19 protein-coding genes and 1 pseudogene are annotated in these 26,403 nt (G+C 66.4%); 11 read left to right on the top strand and 9 right to left on the bottom strand.

The window, feature by feature from the left end:
• Window positions 1–3 precede the first annotated feature (3 nt).
• Window positions 4–975 carry a LysR family transcriptional regulator gene (locus BLS66_RS11055; protein WP_057494903.1) on the top strand — a complete coding sequence of 324 codons (972 nt, stop codon included), beginning with the start codon at window positions 4–6 and terminating at the stop codon, window positions 973–975.
• Window positions 976–990: 15 nt separating this feature from the next.
• Window positions 991–1,620: a leucine efflux protein LeuE gene (gene leuE, locus BLS66_RS11050; RefSeq protein WP_049468378.1), complete on the top strand. Its 630-nt coding sequence runs from the start codon at window positions 991–993 to the stop codon at window positions 1,618–1,620.
• A gap of 30 nt (window positions 1,621–1,650) precedes the next feature.
• Here leuE and BLS66_RS11045 read toward each other — a convergent pair whose 3' ends face one another.
• A complete protein-coding gene (locus BLS66_RS11045) occupies window positions 1,651–2,565 on the bottom strand; it encodes a LysR family transcriptional regulator (RefSeq protein ID WP_049417160.1) in 915 nt (304 codons plus the stop codon).
• A gap of 109 nt (window positions 2,566–2,674) precedes the next feature.
• Between BLS66_RS11045 and BLS66_RS11040 the strand changes: the two genes are divergently transcribed.
• From BLS66_RS11040 to BLS66_RS11030, 3 genes are all read left to right on the top strand, one after another.
• Window positions 2,675–3,745 (top strand): aldo/keto reductase, encoded by a 1,071-nt coding sequence (locus BLS66_RS11040; protein ID WP_074725864.1) that lies wholly within the window; start codon window positions 2,675–2,677, stop codon window positions 3,743–3,745.
• A gap of 57 nt (window positions 3,746–3,802) precedes the next feature.
• Complete coding sequence (locus tag BLS66_RS11035) at window positions 3,803–4,216, top strand: hypothetical protein (protein WP_049468382.1); 414 nt, start codon at window positions 3,803–3,805, stop codon at window positions 4,214–4,216.
• A gap of 164 nt (window positions 4,217–4,380) precedes the next feature.
• Window positions 4,381–5,808, top strand: coding sequence for an amino acid permease (locus tag BLS66_RS11030; protein WP_049417155.1), 1,428 nt, complete (start codon window positions 4,381–4,383; stop codon window positions 5,806–5,808).
• A 20-nt stretch (window positions 5,809–5,828) separates the two neighbouring features.
• Here the strand turns inward: BLS66_RS11030 and BLS66_RS11025 are convergent, their stop codons facing one another.
• Together BLS66_RS11025 and BLS66_RS11020 are read right to left on the bottom strand one after the other, a co-directional pair.
• Window positions 5,829–7,070, bottom strand: coding sequence for a dipeptidase (locus BLS66_RS11025; RefSeq protein WP_049468384.1), 1,242 nt, complete (start codon window positions 7,068–7,070; stop codon window positions 5,829–5,831).
• A 94-nt stretch (window positions 7,071–7,164) separates the two neighbouring features.
• On the bottom strand, window positions 7,165–8,334 hold the full coding sequence (locus BLS66_RS11020; RefSeq protein WP_049468387.1) for a class I SAM-dependent rRNA methyltransferase: 1,170 nt from the start codon (window positions 8,332–8,334) through the stop codon (window positions 7,165–7,167).
• Window positions 8,335–8,683: 349 nt separating this feature from the next.
• On the opposite strand from BLS66_RS11020, the gene BLS66_RS11015 reads away from it, so the two are divergent.
• Window positions 8,684–9,646, top strand: a complete 963-nt coding sequence (locus BLS66_RS11015) for a TerC family protein (RefSeq protein WP_049468389.1) — start codon at window positions 8,684–8,686, stop codon at window positions 9,644–9,646.
• A gap of 106 nt (window positions 9,647–9,752) precedes the next feature.
• Entirely contained in the window at window positions 9,753–10,523 is a 771-nt protein-coding gene (locus BLS66_RS11010) for a rhomboid family intramembrane serine protease (protein ID WP_049468391.1), read from the top strand.
• Between the two features lie 432 nt (window positions 10,524–10,955).
• Here BLS66_RS11010 and BLS66_RS11005 read toward each other — a convergent pair.
• The 6 genes and pseudogenes from BLS66_RS11005 to rpmH all read right to left on the bottom strand — a co-directional run.
• Window positions 10,956–12,056: pseudogene (locus BLS66_RS11005) on the bottom strand (glycerophosphodiester phosphodiesterase); the annotation flags it as partial.
• Window positions 12,057–12,215: 159 nt separating this feature from the next.
• A complete protein-coding gene (gene mnmE, locus BLS66_RS11000; protein ID WP_074725863.1) occupies window positions 12,216–13,565 on the bottom strand; it encodes a tRNA uridine-5-carboxymethylaminomethyl(34) synthesis GTPase MnmE in 1,350 nt (449 codons plus the stop codon).
• A gap of 3 nt (window positions 13,566–13,568) precedes the next feature.
• Window positions 13,569–16,241, bottom strand: coding sequence for a polysaccharide deacetylase family protein (locus BLS66_RS10995; protein WP_074725862.1), 2,673 nt, complete (start codon window positions 16,239–16,241; stop codon window positions 13,569–13,571).
• A gap of 177 nt (window positions 16,242–16,418) precedes the next feature.
• Entirely contained in the window at window positions 16,419–18,134 is a 1,716-nt protein-coding gene (gene yidC, locus BLS66_RS10990; protein WP_049468400.1) for a membrane protein insertase YidC, read from the bottom strand.
• Entirely contained in the window at window positions 18,134–18,628 is a 495-nt protein-coding gene (rnpA, locus tag BLS66_RS10985) for a ribonuclease P protein component (protein WP_074725861.1), read from the bottom strand. The genes yidC and rnpA overlap by 1 nt, the downstream gene beginning before the upstream one ends.
• A gap of 5 nt (window positions 18,629–18,633) precedes the next feature.
• A complete protein-coding gene (gene rpmH / locus BLS66_RS10980; protein WP_005411729.1) occupies window positions 18,634–18,774 on the bottom strand; it encodes a 50S ribosomal protein L34 in 141 nt (46 codons plus the stop codon).
• 255 nt (window positions 18,775–19,029) lie between these two features.
• Between rpmH and dnaA the strand changes: the two genes are divergently transcribed.
• The 4 genes from dnaA to gyrB all read left to right on the top strand — a co-directional run bounded on the left by dnaA (window position 19,030) and on the right by gyrB (window position 26,353).
• The gene (dnaA, locus tag BLS66_RS10975; RefSeq protein WP_049468402.1) at window positions 19,030–20,361 is read left to right on the top strand and encodes a chromosomal replication initiator protein DnaA; all 1,332 of its coding nucleotides are present in this window, start codon (window positions 19,030–19,032) and stop codon (window positions 20,359–20,361) included.
• A 275-nt stretch (window positions 20,362–20,636) separates the two neighbouring features.
• Window positions 20,637–21,737, top strand: coding sequence for a DNA polymerase III subunit beta (gene dnaN, locus BLS66_RS10970; RefSeq protein WP_005411731.1), 1,101 nt, complete (start codon window positions 20,637–20,639; stop codon window positions 21,735–21,737).
• A 949-nt stretch (window positions 21,738–22,686) separates the two neighbouring features.
• Entirely contained in the window at window positions 22,687–23,781 is a 1,095-nt protein-coding gene (gene recF / locus BLS66_RS10965) for a DNA replication/repair protein RecF (RefSeq protein ID WP_049468404.1), read from the top strand.
• A 112-nt stretch (window positions 23,782–23,893) separates the two neighbouring features.
• Entirely contained in the window at window positions 23,894–26,353 is a 2,460-nt protein-coding gene (gene gyrB / locus BLS66_RS10960; protein WP_049468406.1) for a DNA topoisomerase (ATP-hydrolyzing) subunit B, read from the top strand.
• Window positions 26,354–26,403: the final 50 nt, after the last annotated feature.

Genomic DNA, 26,403 nt, shown 5'->3' with positions numbered 1-26,403 from the left:
GCAATGAAAATGATCCGCTTCGACGACCTGCAGCTGTTCGTTCGTACCGCCGCGCTGGGCAGCTTCTCGCAGGCCGCCCGCGAGGCCGACCTGCTGCCCGGCCAGGTTGCCGCGGCGGTGGCGCGGCTGGAACGTGAGCTGGACCTGCGCCTGTTCGTGCGCACCACCCGCAGCCTGCGCCTGACCGGCGAGGGCGCGCTGTACCTGCCGTATGCGCAGGAGGTGCTGGCCACCCTGCGCGAGGGCCAGGCCCGCGTACAGGGCGAGGACACCGAGCTGCATGGCACCCTGCAACTGTCGGCGCCGTCGGACTTCGGCCGCAACCTGCTGCTGCCCTGGCTGAGCGCGTTCCGCGCGGCGCACCCGCGGCTGCGCCTGCATCTGCGCCTGTCCGACGAAGTGGCCGATGTGTTCCGCGACCCGGTCGACGTGGCCATCCGCATCGGCCACTTCGACGATGCCAACTACGTGGCCCTGCCCCTGCTGGAAGGCAACCGGCGCGTGCTGGCCGCCTCGCCCGGCTACCTGCAGCGGCGCGGCATGCCCACGCGGCTGGATGAGCTGCGCGAGCACGACTGCCTGGTCTACCAGCTCAGTGGCCGCGCCTACGATCGCTGGTCGTTCGAGGTGGAGGGACGCCGCGCCGTGATCCCCGTGCGCGGCCCGCTGGTCTGCGACGACGCCGACGTGGTGCGGCGCTGGGCCGTGGCCGGTGAAGGCATCACCTACAAGTCCTGGCTGGACCTGCGCGAGGACGTGCTGGCCGGGCGCCTGCAGGTGTTGCTGGACGGCGTTGGCAGCAGCATCCCATTGCAGCTGGTGTGCCCGCACCGCAAGCAGTTCTCGCCCGCGGTAAGGCAGCTGCATGCGCAGCTGCGCCAGCACCTGCAACCGTTGCTGTCTGGGATGCCGGTTGGCCCCACCGGCCCCCTGTCGCCTGCGGGGGCGCTGGCCGACAATGGCGGCCCCCCGTAACAAGAGCGCACCGCCATGCCGTGGATGGGCATCCAGGACCTGTGGACGTTTCTGGTCGCCGTGCTGGTGTTTCTCGCCCTGCCCGGTCCCGGTACCTTCACCCTGCTGACCGCCACCGGCCGTGGCGGCGTGCGCGGCGGCTACACCGCACTGGCCGGCCTGCTGGTCGGTGACCAGATCCTGATGTGGCTGGCGCTGGCCGGCGTGGCTGCGCTGCTCAAGGCCAACCCGCTGGTGTTCCACGCCGTGCAGTACCTGGGTGCGGCCTACCTGGTGTGGGTCGGCATCGGCCTGCTGCGCACGCCGAAGCACGAGGGCAGTGATGCCGGCCCGATCCGCATGCAGCCGGGCCGCTACTTCCAGCAGGCGATCCTGGTCAGCCTGCTCAACCCGAAGGCGATCCTGTTCTACATGGCGTTCCTGCCGTTGTTCATCGATCCGAAGGCGCACCAGGGCATCGCCACCTTCGCCGCGCTGGCCGGCATCATCCTGGTGGTCAGCATCGCCTACTGCTCGATGCTGATCGGCGTGGGCAACCTGGCCCGTCGCCGGCTGATCCAGCACCCGCGGATCAGCGATGCGCTGCGCCGCGTGGCCGGCCTGTTCCTGGTCGGGTTCGGCATCCGTCTGGGGCTGAACGGCTGACAGCGCAGGCTCGACGCTACGCCTGCCGGCCTAGGTGGGCCCCGTCCCGCCGTGCAGTCCTGCGCGCAGATGGTCGATGAACACCCGCAGCTTCGGTGCCATGTGCTCGCGCGCGGGGTAATACAGGTGGAAGCCGGGGAACGGCGGTTGCCAGTCCTGCAGCACCGCCTGCAGGCGCCCGGATGCCAGGTCATCGGCCACCAGTGACGCGAACCCCTGCGCCATGCCGAGCCCGGCCAGCACGGCGCCGTGGGCCAGCTCGGCATCGTTGAACACCAGCCGGCCGTTGACCTCGACCTCCAGGTCATGGTCATCGCGGCTGAACTCCCAGGGCATCAGCCGGCCGTTGGCGCGGCGGTGGACGATGCATGCATGGCCCTGCAGTTCGTGCGGGCTGGCCGGAATGCCGTGCTGCGCGAAGTAGCCGGGCGTGGCCACCACCACCTGCCGCTCCGGCGGTCCGATCGGCACTGCGATCATGCCGCGCGCCAGCGACTCGCCAAGGCGGATACCCGCGTCGAAGCCTTCGGCCACCAGATCGGTCAACGCCGGCTCCACGCACAGCTCCACGTCCACCTGTGGATAGCGCGCCAGGAACGAAGGCAGTGCCGGCAGCACCCGGCGCTCGGCCACGATGCGTGGAAGGGTGATGCGCAGCTTCCCGGCCGGAACCGCACGCGCGCTGTCGAGGTCGGCGAACGCCGAATCGATCTGCTCCAGTCCGCCCCGCACCCGTTCAAGGAAGCGCGCACCGTGTTCGGTCAGGCCGACCCGGCGCGTGGTCCGTTGCAGCAGGCGCACGCCCATCCGCGCCTCCAGCGCGCGCACGCTCTGCGACAGTGCCGAGGTGGAGATGCCCAGCGCATCTGCGGCGCGGGTGAAGCTGGCATGGTCGGCGACGTGAACGAAGGCGACCACCGCCGACAACGGTGCGGAGGGATCCATTGTGAAGCCACTCTTCATGGTGAGTCCGGTGCCATCCAGTTTATCCACAGGAACGGTCGGCCGATGCTGTGCCTCCCGGCGGTACCGCCGCCTTCCTGTGAGACCCCGCATGTCGCTGGACCACTACCGCCTGCTCGGCCGCTCCGGCCTTCGCATCAGCCCGATGGCACTGGGCACGATGACCTTCGGCGCCGACTGGGGCTGGGGCGCGGACGAAACCGAGGCTCGCCGCATCTTCGACACCTACGTCGAACGTGGCGGCAACTTCATCGATACCGCCAACAACTACACCAACGGCAGTGCGGAAACCCTGCTTGGCCGGTTCGCCCAAGGCCAGCGCGACCGGCTGGTGATCGCCAGCAAGTACACCCTCGCCACCGTCCCCGGTGACCCCAACAACGCCGGCAACCACCGCAAGAGCATGCTGCGCTCGGTGGAGGACAGTCTGCGGCGGTTGGGGACCGACTACCTCGACCTGCTGTACCTGCACGCCTGGGACGACACCACCGGCGTTGACGAAGTCATGCGGGGCTTCGACGACCTGGTCCGCAGCGGCAAGGTGCTTTACGCCGGCATCTCGGACACGCCGGCCTGGCAGATCGCGCGCATGCAGACCCTGGCCGACCTGCGTGGCTGGTCGCCGCTGGTGGCGCTGCAGATCGAGTACAGCCTGATCCAGCGCAGCGTCGAGCATGAACTGCTGCCGATGGCCGATGCGCTGGGGCTGGGCGTGGTGGCGTGGTCGCCATTGGGCAGCGGCGTGCTGACCGGCAAGTACAGCACGGCCGACCTCGCCAGCGCCGAGGCGTTGCCAGCCACACCCGGCGGGTCGCGCCGCAGCGTGGCCCTGATCAATGGTGCGTTGACGCCGCGTTCGCTGCAGATTGCCGGGGACGTCGCAACCATCGCTGCCGATCTTTCGCATTCGCCTGCGCAGGTTGCACTCGCCTGGTTGCTGCAGCGTCCCGGCGCCGGCGCGCTGCCGATCATCGGCGCCCGCACCCTGGCGCAGTTCGAGCACAACCTGGACGCGCTGCAGCTGGTGCTGCCGGCCGAGGCCCTGGCCCACCTCGATGCGATCAGTGCGGTGGCACCGTCGTTCCCGCACGATTTCCTGCGGATGCCGTTGCCGCGGATGCTGATGAGCGGCGGCACCCAGCTGCGGTCGCGCGGGCGCTGAGGGCATGGCAGGCAGGGCGGGCTATGCTGGCCCCCCTTCTGCAATGGATGCGCGTGGATGGTCCGCCTGACCGGCTTCGCCCTGACCCTGCTGTTCGCCGGCGCCTCTGGCGCCACCGTACAGGACCATCGCTGCCTGACGGGCGGCCGCAACGACAGCATCCACCTGGAATGGCGCTGGCTGGATGACGGCGTGGCCGACGTGCGCTACGCCGGCCAGCGCGGGCGCCTGCCCCTGCGCCGGGTCTCGATGGAGACCACGGTGCTGGCAGAGGATCGTCCCTACCAGTTCGACAGCGTGTGGGAAGAGCGCATCGACGGCCGCCTCAACGGCCGTTACCTGCTGAGTACCCAGGGCGCGCTGGTGCTGGACCTGAGCTATGAGCGTGCCCGTGACGGGCGCAGGACCTCTTTCCACGATGACGTCGAGGCCTGGCAGGAAGACGGCTGCCACTGGCCCGCCCTGCCCTGACGTCGCTCGGCGCGGGGGTCGGGCCTGCTTTATGCCGATTCCGGCAGCCTGATCGCGGTGCAGCGCGCGGCGCGTCGGGTATGACCCCCGTCAGTGGCAATGCTGCGCTGCGTTCGGTCACACTCGGGAACTTGTCGTTCTCAGTCACCCCTTCCGAGGCCTGCATGTCCCTGTTCCGGCGCAAGTCCCTAGATTCCGTCACCGTCCACGAAGCCGGCAGGCGCCTGATCCCGACGCTCAGCTGGCCGCACCTGATCGCGCTGGGCATCGGTGCCATCGTCGGTACCGGCATCTACACGCTGATCGGCGTCGGCGCCAACCTGGCCGGCCCGGCCGTGCTGATTTCCTTCGCTATCGCCGGTGCGGTCTGCGCCTGTGCGGCGCTGTCCTATGCCGAGCTGTCGACGATGATGCCGGCCGCCGGCAGCGCCTACACCTACAGCTACAGTGCGCTCGGCGAGGTGTTCGCCTGGGTGGTGGGCTGGAGCCTGATCCTGGAGTACTCGCTGGTGGTGAGTACGGTGGCGGTGGGCTGGTCCGGCTACTTCGTCGGCTTCCTCGAATGGGTGCACACCCAGTTCGGCTGGAACGTGCACCTGCCGGCCTGGCTGGCGGCCGGCCCGCACGTGGAAGGCGGCATGATCAATCTGCCGGCGATCATCATCACCTGGCTGGTAGCCGGCATGCTGATGGCCGGCACCAAGGAGAGCGCCACGCTCAATGCGATCCTGGTGGTGTTCAAGCTGATCGCGCTGGCGATCTTCGTGGCCGTGGCCCTGCCTGCGTTCGACAGCGCCAACCTGCAGCCGTTCATGCCGTATGGCTTTGCCAAGTCGATGGGCCCTGACGGGGTCGAGCACGGCGTGATGGCGGCAGCGGCGATCATCTTCTTCGCCTTCTACGGCTTCGATGCGATCTCCACCGCCGCCGAGGAAACCAAGAACCCCGGCCGCGACCTGTCGATCGGCATCATCGGGTCGATGATCGGCTGCACCATCGTCTACGTGCTGGTGGCGCTGGCGGCAGTGGGTGCGATGAGCTACGCGGTGTTCGGCCACAGCGCCGAACCGCTGGCGCTGATCATGCGCCAGCTCGGCCATCCGACTGCCGCAATGGTGATTGGCGTGATCGCGATCATCGCGCTGCCGACCGTGCTGCTGGCCTTCCTGTACGGCCAGAGCCGCATCTTCTTCGTGATGAGCCGCGATGGCCTGCTGCCGCGTGGCCTGTCCAAGGTCAATGCGCGCACCGGCACGCCGGTGGCGACCACGCTGTTCACCGCCGTGGTGGTGTCGGCGCTGGCCGGCGTGGCCCGCCTGGACGAGATCGCCGCGCTGGCCAATGCCGGTACCCTGGCCGCGTTCACTGCGGTGGGTATCTGCCTGGTGGTGCTGCGCCTGCGCGAGCCGAACCGCGAGCGAACCTTCCGCACACCGCTGGCCTTCGTGGTCGGGCCGCTGGCCGCGCTGGGCTGCATCTACCTGTTCATCAGCCTGCCGCACACCACGCAGTTGTACTTCCTGCTGTGGAACGTGGCCGGCCTGGTGCTGTACTTCCTGTACAGCCGCCGCCACGCACTGATCGCGAAGTAACCGGCACGACCGAAGGGCGGTCAACCGCCCTGTTTTGCCGCGTAATCCTGCGCCTGGCGCATCACGCGCAGCAGGTTGCCGCCCCAGATGCCGGCAATCTGCTGCTCGGTATAGCCCTTGCGCAGCAGCCAGGCGGTGATCTTCGGCAGCTGGCTGACATCGGGCAGGTCACTCAGGCCGCCGCCGCCATCCCAGTCCAGGCCGATGCCCACGTGCTCGGGGCCGACCACCTTGAGGATGTGCTCGAAGTGGGCGAAGAAATCATCCAGGCTGGCGTGGCGCACCGGGTGCTCGTGGTCCAGTGCCTGCTCGGCCTTCAGCAGGGCAACACCCTGCTCGATGCCCATGCCTTCCCAGCCACCCAGCTGCTTGCTCAGCGCTTCTTCGGCCTGCTTGCGCTCGGGCGTCTTCGCCGTGTCGATCAGGTAGCCGCCATAGGCGTTCACCTGGATCACGCCGCCGGCCCTGGCCAGCTTGCGCAGGCGCGCGTCGTCGAGATTGCGCGGGTGGTCGTAGACCGCCTTGGCCGAGCTGTGCGACAGCACGAACGGCACCGGCATCATCGCCAGCAGATCGTCGAACACCGCGTCCGAGGCATGCGACTGATCGATCACGATGCCCAGCTTCACGGCCTGTCGCACCAGTTCCTTGCCGGCCGGGCTCAGGCCCTTCCATTCCGCGCCCTTGGGGTCGGTGGCCGAATCGGCGAACTCGTTGTTGGCGAAGTGCACGGTGCTGAGCAGGCGCAGCCCGGCACGGTGGTAGAACGAGAGCAGGCTGGGGTCGTCCACCAGCGGGCTGGCGTTTTCCATGCTGATGTACACCACGCGCTTGCCGGCGGCCTTGATCCGCGCGGCATCATCGGCGGTCAGTGCCAGCGCGAAGCGCTCGGGATTGGCCGCCAGCATTTCGCGGATCTGCATCAACCGCTGCAGGCCATGGTCACGCTCGGCCAGGTGCGCGGCGGCGCTGCGGTCGCCCTGGTCGGTGTAGATCGCCCAGAAGCCGCCATCCAGCGCGCCTTCGACCATGCGCGGGTAATCCACCTGCGAAAGGGCGTTGCGGTCGTGGCGCTGCTCGATGTCAAAACCGGTTCGGCCGAAATTGGCCGGTGTATCCAGATGGCTGTCGAGCGTGACCAGGCGCTGCTGCAGCGCCTTGGCGCGGGCCAGTTCCTCGGCGCTGAACTCGATGGCGTGGGCCGACAGCGGCGCGCACAGCGCCAGGGCGAGCACGACGGACAGGGGGCGCAACGAAGGCATGGGCTCTCACCGGCATTGGGAAGAGCCCGACCATAGCGCTGCGGTCGGCAGATTTGTAGAGCCGAGCGCGGCCCGGCTCTACAGCGTCGCGCGGTCAGTCCACCACGCGGCAGAACACGGCCTTCAGGTAACGCGATTCCTGCACGTGGGCCATGAACGGGTGGTCCGGACCGGCGCCGGCCACCTTGAGGATCTGGATCGTGCGGCCGGAGAAATACGCCGCGCGGCGCAGCATGTCGAGGAACTGGTCCTCGGCCACCAGGCCGGTGCAGGAGAACGTGGCGAACAGGCCGCCCGGCTTGACCACGCCCAGCGCCAGCTTGTTCATGTCCAGGTACTTCTTCAGCGCAGTGATGACCTGGTCGCGGTCGCGGGTCATCTTCGCCGGGTCCAGGATCACCACGTCGTACTGCTCACCGCGGTTGGCGGCGTCGCGCAGCCACGGGAAGATGTCGGACTGGATGAACTTCGGACGCACGTTGTTCAGGCGCGAATTGCCCTTGGCGATCTGGATGACGTCCTCATCGATGTCGATGCCGACCACTTCCGAAGCGCCACGTGCTGCTGCGTACACCGCGAAACCGCCGGTGTTACAGCACAGGTCCAGCACGCTCTTGCCTTCCACCTGCTGGCTCAGCCATTCGCGGTTCTCGCGCTGGTCGGCGAAGAAGCCGGTCTTGTGTGCACCGGCCGGATCGGCGCGGAACTTGATGCCGTACTCGGTGATCACCGCCGCTTCGGTGGTGGTGTTGCCGTGGAAGTCGAAGCTCTCCTGCTTCTGCACATGCTCGTCGGCGAAGCTGTGGAAGCGGCAGCCGGGGAACTGCTCGCGCAGGGCGTCGTAGATCCATTCGCGGTGGCGGAACATGCCGGCGGCGAAGAACTCGACCACCACCAGGTCGCCGTAGCGATCCACCACCAGGCCGGACAGGCCGTCGCCTTCGCTGTGCACCACGCGCCAGGCATCGGAGACCGCATCGAGCTTCAGCACCTCACGGCGCAGCGACACCGCCTGGGCGATCTTGCGCGAGAACCAGCCGGCATCCACCGGCACGTTCTGGTCGGTTTCAAGGATGCGCACGGCAATGCGCGAGTGTCCGTTGTAGAACCCGCGGCCGATGAATTCGCCATCAATGCCGACCACGTCGACGATGGAACCGGGCTTGGGCCGGACGGTCGGCTTCTCGACCAGTTTCTGGAAGATCCACGGGTGGCTGGAGCGCCACGCATTCTTGAGGCGGACAACGGGAAGGGGGGTATTCATCCGCCCATTGTAAACCGGGCGCCGGGGTCAGATCCCCGCAGGGGCTCTGACCCCAGTGTGGTGACGGCCCCGGCGTCGGAGCCCCGTTGGGGTCCGACCCCGGCAAACCGGCATTTGACGGCGGCCCGGCCAGACGGCAGAATCGGCGCCAGAAGGGGAGTAGCTCCCAGACGTTGTCGCCGTCATTTCGAGCCTGCAGGCTCCGGTGCAACGGCAGTTCCAGCCGACTGGAACTGCGAGCGAGACCTTCGCCGTACTGGCGAAGCTCTGTCCCTGGATCCCCTCCCGATCCTCCGTTGCAGATCCTCGCCGTCCGGCCTGGCATTCATCTTTCCAACGGACATTCCCAATGCAGACGATCGGTAACGTGTGGTTGTGGGGCGGCTTCGCGGCGGTGGTGGTCATCGCCCTGCTGGTCGACCTCGTGTTGATGCGCCATGGTGGACCGCACAAGGTCACCTTCAAGGAAGCCCTGTGGTGGTCCATCGGCTGGGTCGTGCTGGCCCTGCTGTTCAATGCGGGCCTCTGGTACTACCTGAATGAGACCGCCGGCCAGGTGGTGGCCAACAAGGTCGGGCTCGAATTCCTGACCGGCTACCTGGTCGAGAAGGCGCTGGCGGTCGACAACATCTTTGTCTTCCTGATGATCATGAGCTACTTCGCGGTGCCGGAGGAGCAGCGCCAGAAGGTGCTGATCATCGGCATCCTGGGCGCGATCGTGCTGCGTACGATCATGATCTTCGCCGGCAGCGTGCTGATCAGCCAGTTCCATTGGCTGCTCTACGTGTTCGGTGCCTTCCTGCTGTTCACCGGCTGGAAGATGTGGTTCGCCGCCGGCCAGGAGCCGGACCTGGAGACCAATCCCGCCCTGCGCTGGATGCGCAAGCACCTGCGCCTGCTGCCGGACTACGCCGGCAACGCGCTGAGCGTGAAGCGCGATGGCGTGCGCTGGTTCACCCCGCTGTTCGCGGTGCTGATCCTGATCGCGGTCACCGACGTGATCTTCGCCGTGGACAGCATCCCGGCGATCTTCGCGATCACCACCGACCCGTTCATCGTGCTCACCTCCAACGTGTTCGCGGTGCTGGGCCTGCGCGCGATGTTCTTCCTGCTGGCCGGCATGGCCGACCGCTTCCACCTGCTGCCGTACGGCCTGGCACTGGTGCTGGGCTTCATCGGCATCAAGATGATGATCATCGACCTGTTCAAGATCCCGACGCCGGTGTCGCTGGGCGTGGTCGCGGTGATCATCGCCGCCACCGTGGTGCTCAGCCTGAAGTACCCGCCGAAGGAAGGCGAAGGCCAGGCCTGAGCCTGACCGGCTGAACAGCGCGGCCGGTGGGATTGTCCCGCCGGCCGCCTCCACTCTCCCGTTGCGGTGGCCTTGGTTTCGCGCCAGCCACCGCCATTGCTGAGGTATGGACAACAACACGCCCCTGCCCGCCGGCGACGTGCCGGCCCCCCGCAATGACCGCTCGCGCATCCTGCGGGCGTTCAATGTCAGCCTGGCGGCCGTGCTGGTGCTGGTGGCCGTGTTCGCCCTGCAGGGCACGTTCGACTGGCGACCGTGGGCGGTCGCGCCGCTGGAAGCCAAGGGCCTGCTCGGCCTGATCGGCGGCCCGATGCTGCATGCCTCGGTCGAGCATATCGCCGCCAACAGCATCGCGATCCTGATCCTCGGCACCCTCGCCGGCAGCGTGTATCCGAAAGCCACCGTGCGTGCCCTGCCCCTGCTGTGGCTGGGTTCGGGCCTCGGCGCGTGGATGCTGGGCAATCCGGGCAGCGTGCACCTGGGCGCCAGTGGCGTCACCCATGGCCTGATGTTCCTGCTGGCCAGCCTCGGCCTGCTGCGCCGCGACCGCGCGGCGATCGCCACCGGCCTGATCGGCATGCTGTTCTATGGCGGCATGCTGATGACCATCCTGCCGCATGCCGATGGCGTGTCCTGGCAGTCGCACATGGGCGGCGCCTTCGCCGGCATCATCGCCGCGCTGCTGTTCCGCAACGCCGACCCGCTGCCGCCGCGGCAGCGTTACAGCTGGGAAGACGAAGAAGAAGACGTCGAGCCTTTGCCCGACGACGAGCTGGAGCCGCCGTCGCCGCAGCGCGTGCCGGTGTTGTGGCAGCCGCGCGAGGGCCAGGACTACGTGGTGATCCCGTTCCGCCGCCCGGACGAACCGCGCGGTTGAAGCGGCGGTAGTGCCGGCCGCTGGCCGGCAACCTCATGAACCTTCGTTGGCAGTGCGCGCGTTGCCGGCCAGCGGCCGGTACTACCGGGAAATTCAGTTCCCCGCTGCGCCCATCCCATGACGAGGCAGAGCCGCTGGCCGACGACGCCGCGCGAGGGCCAGGACCACGTGGTGATTCCATTCCGCCGCCCGGATGAACCGCGCGGTTGAAGCGGCGGTAGTGCCGGCCGCTGGCCGGCAACCTCATGAACCTTCGTTGGCAATCCTCGCGTTGCCGGCCAGCGGCCGGCACTACCGGGAAATTCAGTTCCCCGCCGCGCCCATCCCATGACGAGGCAGAGCCGCTGGCCGACGACGCCGCGCGAGGGCCAGGACCACGTGGTGATTCCATTCCGCCGCCCGGATGAACCGCGCGGTTGAAGCGGCGGTAGTGCCGGCCGCGCCCATTCCATCCACCGCCTGCCGGCCGAGCGCCGGGTCATCGGTGAAGAACGCATCGATGCCCGTCGCCAGGTAAACGCGCATCTCGGCGATCGATCCCTCGGCATTGCGCGCGCTGTCGGCGCCCTTGCGCAGGTTGCTGGGCTGGAAGTGGTTTTCCGGGCGGAAGGTGTACGGAATCACCATCAACCCGGCGGCGTGCGCATCACGTACCAGCGAGGTCGGCGTGCCCAGCGCTCCCTTGCCATCCAGCGGAATGATCGAACGCAGCTCGGGGCCGATGCCATCGGCGTAGCCGGCAATGTCCTTCAGCCCGGCCGGGGTCATCATCTGCGCGTAGGTCAGCGTGCCACCGGCCTTGGCGATGTCGGCCGGCTGGGTATCGCCCTTCCACAGCAGCTGCAGCAGGCGGATGTTGCTGCCGCGGCCGATCTTGCCATGCAGGTAGCGCAGGTTGGCGGTCTCGAACGACTGGATCGTGACCGGGCCGACGTTGGTGTACGCATTGCCGCGCAGCGCAGCCAGCAGTTTGTCTTCCATCGGCAGGCCGATGGACTGGAAGTAAGTCGGGTGCTTGATCTCCGGGACCAGGCCGATGCCGCGGTTGGCACGCCCGGCCTGCTGCACCAGGAAGGCCAGGATCTCGTCCAGGCTGGCGATGCGGAACTGGCCGTCGTAGGCGGTGCTGCGCAGTTCCGGCAGGCGCTCACGGGCGTACAGGGTCTTCAGCTCGGCCAGGGTGAAGTCTTCGGTGAACCAGCCCTCGACCTGCTGCCCATCGATCACCTTGCGGGTGCGGCGGCTGGCGAACTCCGGATGCGAGGCGACGTCGGTGGTGCCACCGATCTCGTTCTCGTGCCGGGCCACCATCACCCCGTCCTTGGTCATCACCAGGTCCGGCTCGATGTAGTCGGCGCCATCGGCGATGGCCTGCGCGTACGACGCCAGGGTGTGCTCGGGCAGCAGCGCGCTTGCCCCGCGATGGCCGTAGACCGACACCTTGGGTGCGGCCGGGGTTGAGGATTCAGCACTCATGGCCACCGATGGTGCCATGGCCAGCGACAACAGCAATGCACAACCCCACGACTTCACTGCGACTTCCCCAAGCGGTATGTGATGGCCGTCAGTATGCGGCGGCAATGTGACAGGTGGGGGAACCGGGGTCGGATCCCCGCAGGGGCTCCGACCCCGTAGCGATCCCGAGGAGCTCGTTCGGCTGGTTTGCCGGCCAGCGGCCGGCACTACCAAGGCTTACTTGCCGATGCAGAAACTGGAGAAGATCCTTCCCAGCAGATCATCGGCACTCATCTGCCCGGTGATCTCACCCAGCGCATCATGCGCCAGCCGCAGTTCCTCGGCGGCCAGTTCCAGGTGCTCGTGCGCCAGCTCGCCATCGGCGCGTTGCGCGTGTTCCTGCGCGCGCTCGATTGCATCCACGTGCCGCGTGCGCGCCGAGAACTCGCCGTCCACCTGCTCCCCTGCACCGGCCGAAGCAATCGAACGCAGGCGCGCGTGCAGATCCTCGAGCCCGGCACCGGTGGCGGCCGAGACGAACACGCGGTCCGGATCGTCCAGCGACGGCAACGCCGCCAGCAGGTCCGACTTGTTGTGGATGTAGACCTTGTGCGGCACCGTCGCCACTGCATCGCCCAGCGCCACTTCACCGGCCGCCGGATCGCGCGCATCCAGCACGATCAGTGCCAGGTCGGTGCGCTCGATTTCCACGTGCGCGCGGCGCATGCCTTCGCGTTCGATGGCATCGCCGCCGTCGCGCAGGCCAGCGGTGTCGACCAGGGTCAGCTCCAGGCCATCCAGGCGGATGGTTTCGCGCAGGGTGTCGCGGGTGGTGCCGGCGATGTCGGTGACGATGGCACGCTCGCTGCCGGCCAGCGCATTGAGCAATGAACTCTTTCCGGCATTGGGCGGACCGACCAGCACCGCATGCAGGCCATCGCGCAGGCGACGACCGCGTTCGGCATCGCGGCGCAGCAGGGCCAGATCACTGCGGGCCTGTTCCAGCCCACGCCGCACCTGTGCGCCACCGAGCGTATCCAGCGGTTCGTCGGCAAAGTCGATGGCCGCTTCGACGTGGATGCGCAGCAGCACCAGCTGCTCGACCACGGCCTCGATGCGGCGCGAGAACACGCCGTCCAGCGAGCGTCGTGCAGCGCGCGCGGCACGGTTGTCGCCGGCGGCGATCAGGTCGGCGATGGCCTCGGCCTGGGCCAGGTCCAGCTTGCCGTTGAGGAACGCCCGTTCACTGAACTCTCCCGGCCGCGCCTGGCGCGCGCCGAGCGCGATGCAGCGCGCGACCAGTTGCTGCAGCAGCACCGGGCTGCCATGGCCCTGCAGTTCCACCACCTCTTCGCCGGTGAAACTGTTCGGCGCCGGGAACCACAGCACGATGCCGTCGTCGATGACTTCGCCCTCGGCATCGCGCAGGCGCGCGTAGTGCGCGTGGCGCGGGCGCAGCGCAGGTGCACCCAGCGCGTGGGCAATGGCCGCGGCACGCGGACCGGACAGGCGCAGCAGGCCGACGCCGCCAGCGCCGGGCGCGCTGGCGATGGCGACGATGGTGTCGGTGTGGATCGCCTCGTTCATCGCTCAGAGTTTCTCCAGCTGCGCGCGCGCCTGGGCCGCACCGCTGCCCTGCGGCTGCAGTGCCAGGTAGGTGGTGTAGGCCTGCCTGGCCTTGGCCTTGTCGCCGGCGTTGAAGTAGGCATCGCCCAGGTTCAGGTGGGCCACGGCGCGCGACGGGTCGATCTTCAGCGTGTTCTCCAGCCAGCGCGCAGCTTCTGCATAGCGCTGCTGGCGGTAGTAGACGAAGCCGAGGTTGTTGGCCGCCTGGGCAAAATCAGGACGCAGCTTCAGCGCTTCGGTGAACTGCGCGGCCGCCTCGTCGTACTGCTTCTCGCGATACAGCTGCAGGCCACGGTCGTTGGCCTGCTGCGCGCGCTGGCGGTCGGAGGCCGGACCGGCGGTGGGCACCACCAGCTTGGCCTTGCCGCCCTGCAGGTCAGCCACGGTCACCGGTGCCTGGCTGTCCTTGGCCTCGCTGGCAGCATCCACCTTGTTGTTCAACGCGATCGCATCGGCGGTCAGCTGGCGTGTGCCGGCGTTGAGGAATTCCTGGCTGTCCGGCACCTGGAACACGAACTCGCCGCCCTGCGAACCGGGCAGGCTGCCGAAGGCCGGGGTCTGGTGCGAGACCGCCGACACGGCCGGCGCCACATAGGCGGCCAGCTCGGTACCGGTGATCAGGCCGTCGCCGTTGAGGTCCCCCTTGCCGGCCAGTGCCTGCAGCAGCACCCAGGTGAACACCGAGTGGCCGTTCGGGCCGGCGTCGGCCACCTGCTGGTCGGCACCACCGGCGGTCAGCATCTGCCGCGCGCTGCGACGCGCGTTCTCGCGCAGGAACGATGAGGACGAGGGGCCACCGCGGGTCAGGCCCAGGCCGCTGTAGCAGGCGTCCATCACGAACATCACGTGCTTGGCCTGCATGCTCTCGGCGATGTTCTGGATGTCGGTCATCGCGATGGCGTCGGTGGCGAATTCCTTCGGATCCGAATCGACCGGGATGATGTAGCCGAGATCGCGCCCGGAGGCCAGCTGGCGGGTCGCGCCATGGCCGGCGAAGAACACGAACACGCGGTCGTTCTTGCCGGTGCGGTCATCGGCCAGGCGGTCGTGGAACGCGGCCAGGATGTTGTTGCGGGTGGCCTGCTCGTTCTTCAGCACGATCACCTGCGAGGACGGGAAGCCGAACTGCCCGGTGAGGGTATCGGCCACCGCCTGCGCATCGTGGCTGGCGTATTCCAGCTTCGGCCATTTGGCGTAGTTGTCGATGCCGACCACGATCGCCCACGACTTCTCGTAGCCGGTGGTGACGGTGGCGGCACCGGTATCGCCCTTGCGCGCACGGGCGACAGTGAAGTCGCGGCCGTTCCAGCCGGCGAACTGGTAGCCATCGGCGATCAGCCGGTCGAGGATCTGCGGCAGTGCCTTCACTGCACGATCGTGGATGTCATGGAACAGGATGATGCCGCGCTGTTCCTTGTTCACCTGGTCCAGCACGCGCTGCACGATCGACTCCGGCACCGGGTCGGCCCAGTCCATCGAGTCGATGTTCCACATGATCGACTTCAGCCCGGCCTCGTTGAGCAGCTGCAGGCCTTCAGCATTGCGCGCGCCATACGGGAAGCGGAACAGCGGCGCGCGCTTGCTGTCGACGTCCTTCAGCAGCGTGTCGGTGTCGAGCACCTGCTGGCGCAGCGCGTCGCCGGTGGTGCGCGACAGCTGGGCGTGGGTCAGGCTGTGGTTGCCCACCGCATAGCCTTCTTCCATCAGGTTGCGGCTGATCTTCGCCATCGGCCCGAGGCTGACCTTGCCATCGGCCTCGACCTTGCCCAGGTTGCGGCCCACCTCGAAGAACACGCCCGGCACGTCGTAGCGCTTGAGGATGGCCACTACTTCGTCGGTGTAGGCCTTGTGCGGGCCATCGTCGAAGGTCAGCACCACCGTCTTGGCCGGCAGGTCGCGGCCGAAGATCTCACGGTCGCTGTCCTTCATCGACATCGGGTAGGGCTCGATCACCCCGTAGTCGCGCAGGATCGCTTCGCGGCTGTAGTCCCTGTGCAGGTGGGCGATGTAATCGTCCCACTTCTCGCGCTTGAGCTCGATGGCGCGGGTGCGCTCGAAGCGGCTGAAGATGCGGGTCAGTTCCTGGTTGTAGTTGCGCTCGATCTCATCGAGCGCTTCCAGGTCCTCGCCGATGCGCTGGTGCAGCTTCACCGCCGGCAGCGAGGAATCGGTACCGACACGCTCATGCAGATCACGCAGCACTTCGCGGAAGGCCAGGCGGTCGGCGTCGAACAGCTCCGGCGCGGACTCGATGTAGTCCAGCACCGTGCCGAGCGTGGCGAAGCGTTGCGGGCTGCCGCCGCGCAGCAGCGTGTCGAACTGCGCGGCGATGGCCGTGCGCTGTTCCAGGCCATCGTGGAACAGCTGCTGGCCCACGCGCGTGGAAGTGCCGCGGTCGGCGGCCGACTGCTGCGCCTCGTCGGCCAGCAGCACGATGATCCGGCGGTAGCCGTCGAGCTGTTTCTGCAGGGCCGCCAGCAACGGTGCGGCCGCGGGATCGGCGGCGGCCGCGGCCCGCGCGCTCGCCTGGGTGACGGTGGTCGCCGGCGCCTTCGCGTCCTGGTCGCCACAGCCGGCAACAACCAGGGTCAACAACAGCGAGGGCAGGAACAGGCGGAACGACGACGCACGCGGCATGGCGGACTCGAAGGTGGGAGGAACGGTGTGCAGGCGATTCTACCGCCGCATGCGAAAAGCCCGCCTTGCGGCGGGCTTCTCGCGTCGATCGGGGCGGTAGAGTCGACTGTTAGTCGACTGCTCGTCCGCCAGTCGACTAACAGTCGACTCTACAAAGCAGGTGACCTGCGGTCGGGATTACTTCTTCTTGACCGGGGCCGGCGCGGTCGTGGCCGCCACCGGCTCGCCGCCATGGCGCTTGGTCATCCACCACTGCTGCAGCAGGCCCAGGCCGCCGTTGACCACCCAGTACAGGACCAGGCCGGACGGCATGAAGGCCATCATGACGCCGAACACCAGCGGCATGAACTGCATCATCTTCTGCTGCATCGGGTCCATGCCCGGCGCCGGGGTCAGCTTCTGGGTGAACCACATCACCGCCACGTTGATCACCGGCAGGATGAAGTACGGGTCGCGTGCAGTCAGGTCCTGGATCCAGCCGAACCAGGGCGCCTGGCGCAGTTCGACCGATTCCACCAGCACCCAGTACAGGGCGAAGAAGATCGGCATCTGGATGAGGATCGGCAGGCAGCCGCCCATCGGATTGATCTTTTCCTTCTTGTACAGCTCCATCATCGCGGTCTGGAACTTCTGGCGGTCATCGCCATAGCGTTCCTTCAACTGCGCGATGCGCGGCTGGAAACGACGCATCTTCGCGCCGCTCTTGTACTGGGTCGCCGACAGCGGGTACAGCACCAGCTTCAGCAGCACCACCAGGCCGACAATCGCCCAGCCCCAGTTGCCGACCAGCTTGTGCACCTGGTTCAGCACCCAGAACAGGCCCTGGCCGATCACCGCCATCATCGAGAAGCGGCTGTAGTCGACCACGCGGTCCAGGCCCGGCACGTCTTCCTTGGCGATCAGGTTGACCAGCTTCGGGCCGACCCACAGGCGGGCCTCGGTGCTGGTGGACTGGCCCGGGGCCAGGGTGAAGGCCGGGCCACGCGCTTCGATCAGGTCACGACCGGCCACCTGCGACAGCACGTAGTGCGCGGTCTGGTCCTTCTGCGGAATCCAGGCGGTGAAGAAGTGGTGCTGCAGCATCGCCAGCCAGCCGCCGGTGATGTTCTGGTTCAGCGTGCCGTCTTCCAGGTAGTCCTTGAACGCACGACGCTGGTACTTCTTGTCGTTGTCGTACCAGGTGGCGCCGTTGAAGCTGAAGGAATCCGGGTTGGTCATGCTCCGCGACAGGATGGTCGGGGTACGGTCCAGGGTGCGGTAGACGTAACCGTTCCACGGTGCGGTGCCGGCGTTGCTGACTTCATCCTTGAAGCGCACGGCGTACTCGTTGCGCGAGACGGTCAGGGTGCGCTTGATGGTCACGCCGTTGTCAGCGGTCCACACGAACGGGATCTGCAGCTCGTTCTGGCCCTTGGCCAGCACGAAGTCCTTGGTGTCGCCCACCAGCTTGAAGCCGTCAGCGCCGGGAACGGGGGTGTTCTTGTCCTCGCTGGCCCAACCACTGATCGCGCTGTACGGATGCGCGGGGTCCTCGGTCAGCAGGCGTACCGGCGGGCTGCCTTCGTCCTTGGTCTGCGGGAACTGCAGCAGCTCGGCGTCGAGCACGCGGCCGCCATCGAGCACCAGGCGCAGCACGTCGGTGGTGACGGTCACGCGCTGGCTGGCCGGGGTCGCACTGGCCTGCGCCTGCACCGCCGCCTGGCCGGGGGCACCCGGGACCTGGGCGCTGGGGATGCTGCCCGGGGTCGCGCCCGGAACGCTCTGTGCGGCGGCCGGGGCCGACGTGGTCGTCGGTGCCGGGGTGGGGGCAGCCTTTTCACGGCTCCACTCCATCCACAGCAGCACGGCCACCATCAGCCAGGCAAAAATGAGGAATACGCGGGTCTGGTTCATCAGCGGACAGGCTCGGCGGGGCCGGGACGCGATGCCGGCTCGGTCAAAGAAGGAGTTGCGATGCCATCAGGCGGCGGCATTGTGCCGTCCACGCCCGGCGCGGGCAATGCACGCAGGCGACGCAGCAGGCGCAGGAAGGCCTGGCGGATCTCGTCGTTGCTGGCGGAACGCGCAGCACTACGGGCCACGACGACGAAGTCGCCTGGCTGGATTTCGGTACGTGTCTGACGCAGGATGTCGCGCAGGACGCGCTTGATCCGGTTACGCCCCACGGCGTTCGGATCGACCTTGCGGGAAACCGCCAGACCCAGCCTGGCCGGCCGGTCAGCCGGCAGCCAGTGCAGGGTCATCAGCGGATCGGACACACGGCGGGCGCCGTTGAAGACCGTTGAATATTCGGCACGCGTGCGAACCCGCGCAGAGCGAGGGAATCGCTTGCGCGGGTCTGCAGTATTCACTGTCGAAGGGATTGCGTCTGCCGCGAGGTGCGGCATGGCAATCAGGCGCTCAGGACTTTGCGGCCCTTGGCGCGGCGACGCGACAGGATCTTGCGGCCGTCAGCGGTCTTCATACGGGCACGGAAGCCGTGGTCGCGCTTACGCTTGAGGTTGCTGGGCTGGTAGGTGCGCTTCGTGGCCATTGGGGGCCTCTCGTATGAATGGGACGGAAAGAACCGGAAATTCTAGAGAGGTACCCTGCCCCGCGTCAAGCCCTGACAGCTACGCGAATTCACCGGGCTGTGCAATAGCTGTGGATGTTTTTGTGAATAAGTAGGGGACAAGCATTCCGAAGGCGGGCGCTCGGTGGTAGTCTGAGCCATCCATTTCCCCCCTTTCCGGCCTGTGTCTGGGCGCCTTGTCGCGTCCATGCCCCGGCCACCGGACGATTATTGCTGATGGATGCCTGGTCCCGTAGTCTCGAGCGCCTTGAAGCGGAGTTCCCGCCGGAAGACGTTCACACCTGGTTGAAGCCGCTGCAGGCCGATCTGCGCGCGGACAGCCTGGTGCTGTATGCACCGAATGCCTTCATCGTCGACCAGGTACGCGAGCTGTACCTGGCCCGTATCCGCGAGCTGCTGGCCCATTTCGCCGGCTTCAGCGACGTTTTTCTTGAAATCGGCTCGCGCCCACGGCCGGTGGAAGCGCAGAACGCGGCCGTTTCCGCGCCGTCGGCGCACATCGCCAGTGAGCCGCAGGTGCCGTTCGCCGGCAATCTGGACAGCCACTACACGTTCGCCAACTTCGTTGAAGGCCGCAGCAACCAGCTGGGTCTGGCTGCTGCCTTCCAGGCAGCGCAGAAACCGGGCGATCGCGCGCACAACCCGCTGCTGCTGTACGGAGGCACCGGCCTGGGCAAGACCCACCTGATGTTCGCCGCCGGCAACGCCATGCGCCAGGCCAATCCAGGTGCGAAGGTGCTGTACCTGCGTTCGGAACAGTTCTTCAGCGCGATGATCCGGGCCCTGCAGGAAAAGACCATGGATCAGTTCAAGCGCCAGTTCCAGCAGGTCGACGCGCTGCTGATCGATGACATCCAGTTCTTCGCCGGCAAGGACCGCACGCAGGAAGAGTTCTTCCACACCTTCAACGCGTTGTTCGATGGCAAGCAGCAGATCATCCTGACCTGCGATCGCTATCCACGCGAAGTCGAGGGCCTGGAAGCGCGCCTGAAGTCGCGTCTTGCCTGGGGCCTGTCGGTCGCGATCGAACCGCCGGACTTCGAGACCCGCGCCGCGATCGTGCTGGCCAAGGCACGCGAACGTGGTGCAGAGATTCCCGATGATGTTGCGTTCCTGATCGCCAAGAAGATGCGCTCCAACGTGCGCGACCTCGAGGGCGCGCTGAATACCCTGACCGCCCGCGCCAACTTCACCGGCCGCGCGATCACCACCGAGTTCGCCCAGGAAACCCTGCGCGACCTGCTGCGCGCCCAGCAGCAGGCGATCAGCATTCCCAACATCCAGAAAACCGTTGCCGACTACTACGGCCTGCAGATCAAGGATCTGCTGTCGAAGCGCCGGACCCGCTCGCTGGCCCGCCCCCGTCAGGTCGCCATGGCGCTGACCAAGGAACTGACCGAACACAGCCTGCCCGAGATCGGCGACGCCTTTGCCGGTCGCGATCACACCACGGTGCTGCACGCCTGCCGCCAGATCCGGACCCTGATGGAAACCGACGGCAAGCTCCGTGAGGACTGGGACAAGCTGATCCGGAAGCTGAGCGAATGATGCACGGATGCCGATGAGGCGTCATCGCACAAAACGGTGCAGAATCCGGTAGCAAGCGCGGGACACGTTGTGGATAAAAATGCCGTTTGAAATCGCAGCAGATTTATCCACAGCTTTCCCCACCCCTTGGGGGTCGGTAATGCAGAGGGTTTCGAGGTCTGAAATACCTTTAATTACAAAGACTTAGCATTGTTTTCCAGCGATTCTGTCTCTACCAGCACCACCAAGCTTTTGATTTATTCCACATTTTTTAAAGCATAGGGGCACGGAACCACATGCGTTTCACACTGCAGCGCGAAGCCTTTCTCAAGCCGTTGGCACAGGTCGTCAACGTGGTCGAACGCCGCCAGACCCTTCCGGTTCTGGCCAATTTCCTGGTCCAGGTGCAGAACGGCCAGCTGTCGCTGACCGGTACCGACCTGGAAGTGGAGATGGTGTCGCGGATCGCGGTTGAAGATGCCCAGGACGGCGAAACCACCATTCCCGCCCGCAAGCTGTTCGAGATCATCCGCGCCTTGCCCGACGGCAGCCGGATCACCGTCTCGCAGACCGGTGACAAGATCACCGTGCAGGCCGGTCGCAGCCGTTTCACCTTGGCCACGCTGCCTTCGAACGACTTCCCGTCGGTGGATGAAGTGGAAGCCACCGAGCGCGTCGCCATCGGCGAAGCGACCCTGAAGGAGCTGATCGAGCGCACCGCGTTCGCGATGGCGCAGCAGGACGTGCGCTATTACCTCAACGGCCTGCTGTTCGACCTGCGCGGGGATGCGCTGCGCACCGTGGCGACCGATGGCCATCGCCTGGCACTGTGTGAAACCGATCTGGCCAAGCCGAGCGGTTCCAAGCGCCAGATCATCGTGCCGCGCAAGGGCGTGACCGAACTGCAGCGCCTGCTGGAAAGCGGCGATCGCGAGATCGAGCTGGAAGTCGGCCGCAGCCACGTCCGCGTCAAGCGCGACGATGTCACCTTTACCTCCAAGCTGATCGACGGTCGCTTCCCGGATTACGAAGCGGTGATCCCGATCGGTGCCGACCGCGAAGTGAAGGTCGATCGCGAGGCGCTGCGCGCGTCGCTGCAGCGTGCGGCGATCCTCTCCAACGAGAAGTACCGCGGCATCCGCGTGGAAGTCTCGCCGGGCAACCTGAAGATCAGTGCGCACAACCCGGAACAGGAAGAGGCGCAGGAAGAGATCGAAGCCGACACCACCGTCAGCGACCTGGCGATTGGCTTCAACGTGAACTACCTGCTGGATGCCCTTTCGGCCCTGCGCGATGAGGAAGTCATCATCCAGCTGCGCGATTCCAACTCTTCGGCCCTGGTACGTGAATCCAGCAGCGAGAAATCGCGCCACGTGGTGATGCCGCTGCGGCTCTGACAGCGGTCCTGTTCCACGTGGAACCAGACGACGCCCGGGATATTCCCGGGCGTTTTTTTTGGTTCCACGTGGAGCATCGAAACGTGCTTCCGCTGCGCCGGTCTGTGTGGCCGGTTTATCGAGCTTCGGATCGGAGTGAAACAGGCGGTAGGTGTCCCAGGCAATCGCTTGCCCCTGGCCAGGACTCCGGTTCGTCGGACGGCCGCCCGATCAGGAACTCAGTGCTCTTTCCTCAGCCGGTCGGGTTTCCCAGCGGAAGGCGCTGACGCAGGTGAAGGCAGCCGACATCGCGGTGCTCGCGCCTCTGCGAAACGACCCTGTCCACAGGCTGCATTTCCGGCAGATCGGGGCTCGCCTAGCTTCTAAATCTGGGTATAAATCTAAAGCATGGTGGTGATGGTAGCTCCAGATCTGGTGGAAAAACAGGCTATGTTTATGATTTAAAAGATCTTTTTAGGGCTGAAACCCCCTGTATATAGGCCCCACAGCCTGGGGGAGAACCTGTGGATAGTTTCGAGGCCGGTGCAAAGCCGCTTTTTTATCCACAGATTGCCCATACCTTGTGTATAAGTCATACAGTGCCGCTGTGGACAGCGTGAAACGATCGGCGCGAATTTCTTGAAATCTGTGGAACCCTCCAGGACCTTGGGTCTCAGATTTGAAGCAATCTGCAGGAACGGTCGCGGGCTCCGTCCGTTATCACGAACCGCTCTCCGTAGACGCGCTGATTTCGCTGAAATCTGGGCGGCTGCTCCCGCCATCGCGGTGCAGAATCGAAGGATTTCGAGGTAACCCGCGACGCCATTCCCGCCACGTGGAACAGGGCATCGTTCTGGACTACCCCGCTCCACGCGGTACGTGGTGCCGTCGGCCCCGGCTTGACCGATGCAGTAAGCTGATGGATTCCCCGCCCCCTCTACCGCCCCGTGCGGATGGTCTTTCGCGCCCCATGCTTATCCGCCGCCTCGCCTTGCACCAACTGCGTCGCTTCAGTGCGGTGGACCTTTCGCCCCAGCCGGGACTGAACCTGCTGACTGGCGACAACGGTGCCGGCAAGACCAGCGTGCTGGAGGCCCTGCATCTGATGGCGTACGGGCGGAGCTTCCGAGGCCGGGTACGCGATGGTCTGGTGCGCCAGGGCCAGGAAGCCCTGGAAATCTTCGTCGAATGGGACGAACAACGCGCGGACCATCCGCCGCACCGCCGGAAGGCCGGCCTGCGCCACAGTGGCCAGGACTGGAAGGGACGATTGGACGGTGAGGACGTGGCCCAGCTGGGCAATCTATGCGCAGCGCTGGCCGTCGTGACGTTCGAGCCCGGCAGCCACGCGCTGGTCAGTGGAGGCGGTGAACCCCGTCGCCGTTTCCTCGATTGGGGCTTGTTCCACGTGGAACCTGATTTCCTGTCCCTGTGGCGCCGCTATTCGCGTGCGCTGAAGCAGCGCAACGCCCTGCTCAAGCAAGGGGGGCCGCCACGGATGCTCGATACCTGGGATCATGAGCTTGCCGAGGCCGGAGAACCTCTGACCAGTCGTCGCCAGCACTACCTGGAGCGCTTGCAGCAGCGCACCGTGGCGCTGGCTGCCAGCCTGGCGCCGCAGCTCGGCATCCAGGGCCTGGAACTCAGTGCGGGGTGGCGTCGGCATGAGCTTCCTCTGGCCGATGCCCTGCTTCTGGCACGGGAACGTGACCGCCAGGCCGGTTACACCTCGGTCGGGCCGCACCGGGCCGATTGGAGCGTGGATTTCCACAGCATTCCCGGTCGTGACGCGCTCTCTCGCGGCCAGGCCAAGCTGACGGCATTGGCGTGCCTGCTGGCACAGGCCGAGGACTACGCGGAGCAGCGCGGCGAGTGGCCGGTGATTGCCCTCGACGATCTGGCTTCGGAGCTGGACCGGACCCACCAGGCGCGGGTACTGGAGCGCCTGCTCAGCGGCCCGGCACAGATCTTTGTCACTGCCACCGAAACCCCGGCAGCGCTGCAGGAGCTGACCCATATTGCCCGGTTCCACGTGGAACATGCACAGATCGTGGCTGTGCCATAGTGGGCACACCAGGGCCGCTCGACCCCGGCTGGTATAATTCGGGTTGGAATCCTTTCATTCTCGGCACATCGCTCCCGGCGGTGGCCGACCTGCGGAGCCTACGGCAAGCGCAATGAGCGACGAACAGAACACCCCGGCAAACAACGGCAATTACGACGCCAACAGCATTACCGCCCTGGAAGGCCTGGAGGCTGTCCGCAAGCGTCCCGGCATGTACATCGGTGACGTACATGACGGCACCGGTCTGCACCATATGGTGTTCGAGGTCGTCGACAACTCGATCGACGAAGCGCTGGCCGGCCACGCCGACCACGTTGCAGTGACCATCCACGCCGACGGCTCGGTTTCGGTATCCGACAACGGTCGCGGTATCCCCACCGGCAAGCACGAGCAGATGAGCGCCAAGCTGGGTCGCGAGGTGTCCGCCGCCGAAGTGGTGATGACCGTCCTGCACGCGGGTGGCAAGTTCGACGACAACAGCTACAAGGTGTCCGGCGGCCTGCACGGCGTCGGCGTCAGCGTGGTCAACGCGCTGTCGCAGAAGCTGCTGGTGGATGTGTTCCAGAACGGCTTCCACTACCAGCAGGAATTCAGCAACGGCGCCGCCGTGACCGCACTGGCCAAGCTGGAAACCACCACCAAGCGCGGCACCACCGTGCGCTTCTGGCCGTCGACCGTTGCGTTCCACGACAACGTGGAATTCCACTACGACATCCTGGCCCGTCGCCTGCGCGAGCTGTCGTTCCTGAACTCCGGCGTCAAGATCGTCCTCGCCGACGAGCGCGGTGATGGCCGTCGCGACGACTTCCACTACGAAGGCGGCATCCGCAGCTTCGTGGAGCACCTGGCCCAGCTGAAGACCCCGCTGCATCCGAACGTCATCTCGGTCACCGGCGAGCACAACGGCATCGTCGTGGATGTGGCGCTGCAGTGGACCGACTCCTACCAGGAGACGATGTACTGCTTCACCAACAACATTCCGCAGAAGGACGGCGGCACCCACCTCGCCGGTTTCCGCGGTGCGCTGACCCGCGTGCTCAACAACTACATCGAGCAGAACGGCATCGCCAAGCAGGCCAAGATCAACCTGACCGGCGACGACATGCGCGAAGGCATGATCGCGGTGCTGTCGGTGAAAGTGCCGGACCCGAGCTTCTCCAGCCAGACCAAGGAAAAGCTGGTCAGCTCCGACGTGCGCCCGGCAGTGGAAAACGCCTTCGGTGCACGCCTGGAAGAGTTCCTGCAGGAAAACCCCAACGAAGCCAAGGCGATCGCCGGCAAGATCGTTGACGCCGCGCGTGCACGTGAAGCCGCGCGCAAGGCCCGCGACCTGACCCGCCGCAAGGGCGCACTGGACATCGCCGGCCTGCCGGGCAAGCTGGCCGACTGCCAGGAAAAGGATCCGGCGCTGTCCGAACTGTTCATCGTCGAGGGTGACTCGGCAGGTGGCTCGGCCAAGCAGGGCCGCAACCGAAAGAACCAGGCCGTGCTGCCGCTGCGCGGCAAGATCCTCAACGTGGAACGTGCCCGCTTCGACCGCATGCTGTCCTCCGACCAGGTCGGTACGCTGATCACGGCGCTGGGCACCGGCATCGGCCGTGACGAGTACAACCCGGACAAGCTGCGCTACCACAAGATCATCATCATGACCGACGCCGACGTCGACGGCGCCCACATCCGCACCCTGCTGCTGACGTTCTTCTACCGTCAGATGCCGGAGCTGATCGAGCGCGGTTACGTCTACATCGGCCTGCCGCCGCTGTACAAGATCAAGCAGGGCAAGCAGGAGCTGTACCTGAAGGACGACCCCGCGCTGGACAGCTACCTGGCCAGCAGTGCGGTGGAAAACGCCACGCTGGTGCCGGCCACCGGCGAACCAGGCATCGAAGGCCTGGCGCTGGAAAAACTGCTGCTGGCCTACGCCGCCGCGCAGGATTCGATCGAGCGCAACGCCCACCGTTACGACCGCAACCTGCTCGAGGCGCTGGTTGATTTCGTGCCGATGGACATGGAGAGCCTGCGCAGTGCCGGCGACGGTGAAGGCCTGGATGCACTGGCCAAGCGCCTCAACCAGGGCAGCCTGGGCAGCCCGCGCTTCAGCCTGGAGCTGCAGGAAGCCAACGATGAGCGTCCGGCCGCCGTGCTGGTGACTCGTCGCCACATGGGCGAGCAGCACATCCAGGTGCTGCCGATGTCGGCGTTCGAGAGTGGTGAACTGCGCGCCATCCACCAGGCGTCGAAGTTGCTGCACGGCCTGGTCCGCGAGGGCGCGACGATTTCCCGCGGCGCCAAGTCGATCGAAGTCGACAGCTTCGCCAAGGCGCAGAGCTGGCTGCTCGAGGAAGCCAAGCGCGGTCGCCAGATCCAGCGATTCAAGGGCCTGGGTGAAATGAATCCGGAGCAGCTGTGGGACACCACCGTGAATCCGGAAACCCGTCGACTGTTGCAGGTGCGCATCGAAGACGCCGTCGCAGCTGACCAGATCTTCAGCACCCTGATGGGCGATGTCGTCGAGCCGCGTCGCGATTTCATCGAAGACAATGCGCTGAAGGTCGCCAACCTGGATATCTGACACAATCGGCAGCCGGCCGGTGCGCGGGGAGGCGCACCGGCCTCTGTCCC

Source organism: Stenotrophomonas pavanii, from assembly GCF_900101175.1.
In the GTDB taxonomy this organism is placed as follows: Bacteria; Pseudomonadota; Gammaproteobacteria; order Xanthomonadales; family Xanthomonadaceae; genus Stenotrophomonas; species Stenotrophomonas pavanii.
This window is presented reverse-complemented; position numbering and strand designations above follow the sequence as displayed.

What these genes read in the sequence shown, in the direction of transcription:
- yidC (WP_049468400.1), bottom strand. Translation starts at nt 18,134, where the DNA reads ATGAACCAGACCCGCGTATTCCTCATTTTTGCCTGGCTGATGGTGGCC.
- BLS66_RS10995 (WP_074725862.1), bottom strand. Translation starts at nt 16,241, where the DNA reads ATGCCGCGTGCGTCGTCGTTCCGCCTGTTCCTGCCCTCGCTGTTGTTG.
- BLS66_RS11025 (WP_049468384.1), bottom strand. Translation starts at nt 7,070, where the DNA reads ATGCCTTCGTTGCGCCCCCTGTCCGTCGTGCTCGCCCTGGCGCTGTGC.
- rnpA (WP_074725861.1), bottom strand. Translation starts at nt 18,628, where the DNA reads ATGCCGCACCTCGCGGCAGACGCAATCCCTTCGACAGTGAATACTGCA.
- BLS66_RS11010 (WP_049468391.1), top strand. Translation starts at nt 9,753, where the DNA reads ATGGACAACAACACGCCCCTGCCCGCCGGCGACGTGCCGGCCCCCCGC.
- BLS66_RS11030 (WP_049417155.1), top strand. Translation starts at nt 4,381, where the DNA reads ATGTCCCTGTTCCGGCGCAAGTCCCTAGATTCCGTCACCGTCCACGAA.
- leuE (WP_049468378.1), top strand. Translation starts at nt 991, where the DNA reads ATGCCGTGGATGGGCATCCAGGACCTGTGGACGTTTCTGGTCGCCGTG.
- gyrB (WP_049468406.1), top strand. Translation starts at nt 23,894, where the DNA reads ATGAGCGACGAACAGAACACCCCGGCAAACAACGGCAATTACGACGCC.
- BLS66_RS11045 (WP_049417160.1), bottom strand. Translation starts at nt 2,565, where the DNA reads ATGGATCCCTCCGCACCGTTGTCGGCGGTGGTCGCCTTCGTTCACGTC.
- BLS66_RS11035 (WP_049468382.1), top strand. Translation starts at nt 3,803, where the DNA reads ATGGTCCGCCTGACCGGCTTCGCCCTGACCCTGCTGTTCGCCGGCGCC.
- rpmH (WP_005411729.1), bottom strand. Translation starts at nt 18,774, where the DNA reads ATGGCCACGAAGCGCACCTACCAGCCCAGCAACCTCAAGCGTAAGCGC.
- recF (WP_049468404.1), top strand. Translation starts at nt 22,687, where the DNA reads ATGCTTATCCGCCGCCTCGCCTTGCACCAACTGCGTCGCTTCAGTGCG.
- BLS66_RS11020 (WP_049468387.1), bottom strand. Translation starts at nt 8,334, where the DNA reads ATGAATACCCCCCTTCCCGTTGTCCGCCTCAAGAATGCGTGGCGCTCC.
- dnaN (WP_005411731.1), top strand. Translation starts at nt 20,637, where the DNA reads ATGCGTTTCACACTGCAGCGCGAAGCCTTTCTCAAGCCGTTGGCACAG.
- BLS66_RS11015 (WP_049468389.1), top strand. Translation starts at nt 8,684, where the DNA reads ATGCAGACGATCGGTAACGTGTGGTTGTGGGGCGGCTTCGCGGCGGTG.
- mnmE (WP_074725863.1), bottom strand. Translation starts at nt 13,565, where the DNA reads ATGAACGAGGCGATCCACACCGACACCATCGTCGCCATCGCCAGCGCG.
- BLS66_RS11055 (WP_057494903.1), top strand. Translation starts at nt 4, where the DNA reads ATGAAAATGATCCGCTTCGACGACCTGCAGCTGTTCGTTCGTACCGCC.
- BLS66_RS11040 (WP_074725864.1), top strand. Translation starts at nt 2,675, where the DNA reads ATGTCGCTGGACCACTACCGCCTGCTCGGCCGCTCCGGCCTTCGCATC.
- dnaA (WP_049468402.1), top strand. Translation starts at nt 19,030, where the DNA reads ATGGATGCCTGGTCCCGTAGTCTCGAGCGCCTTGAAGCGGAGTTCCCG.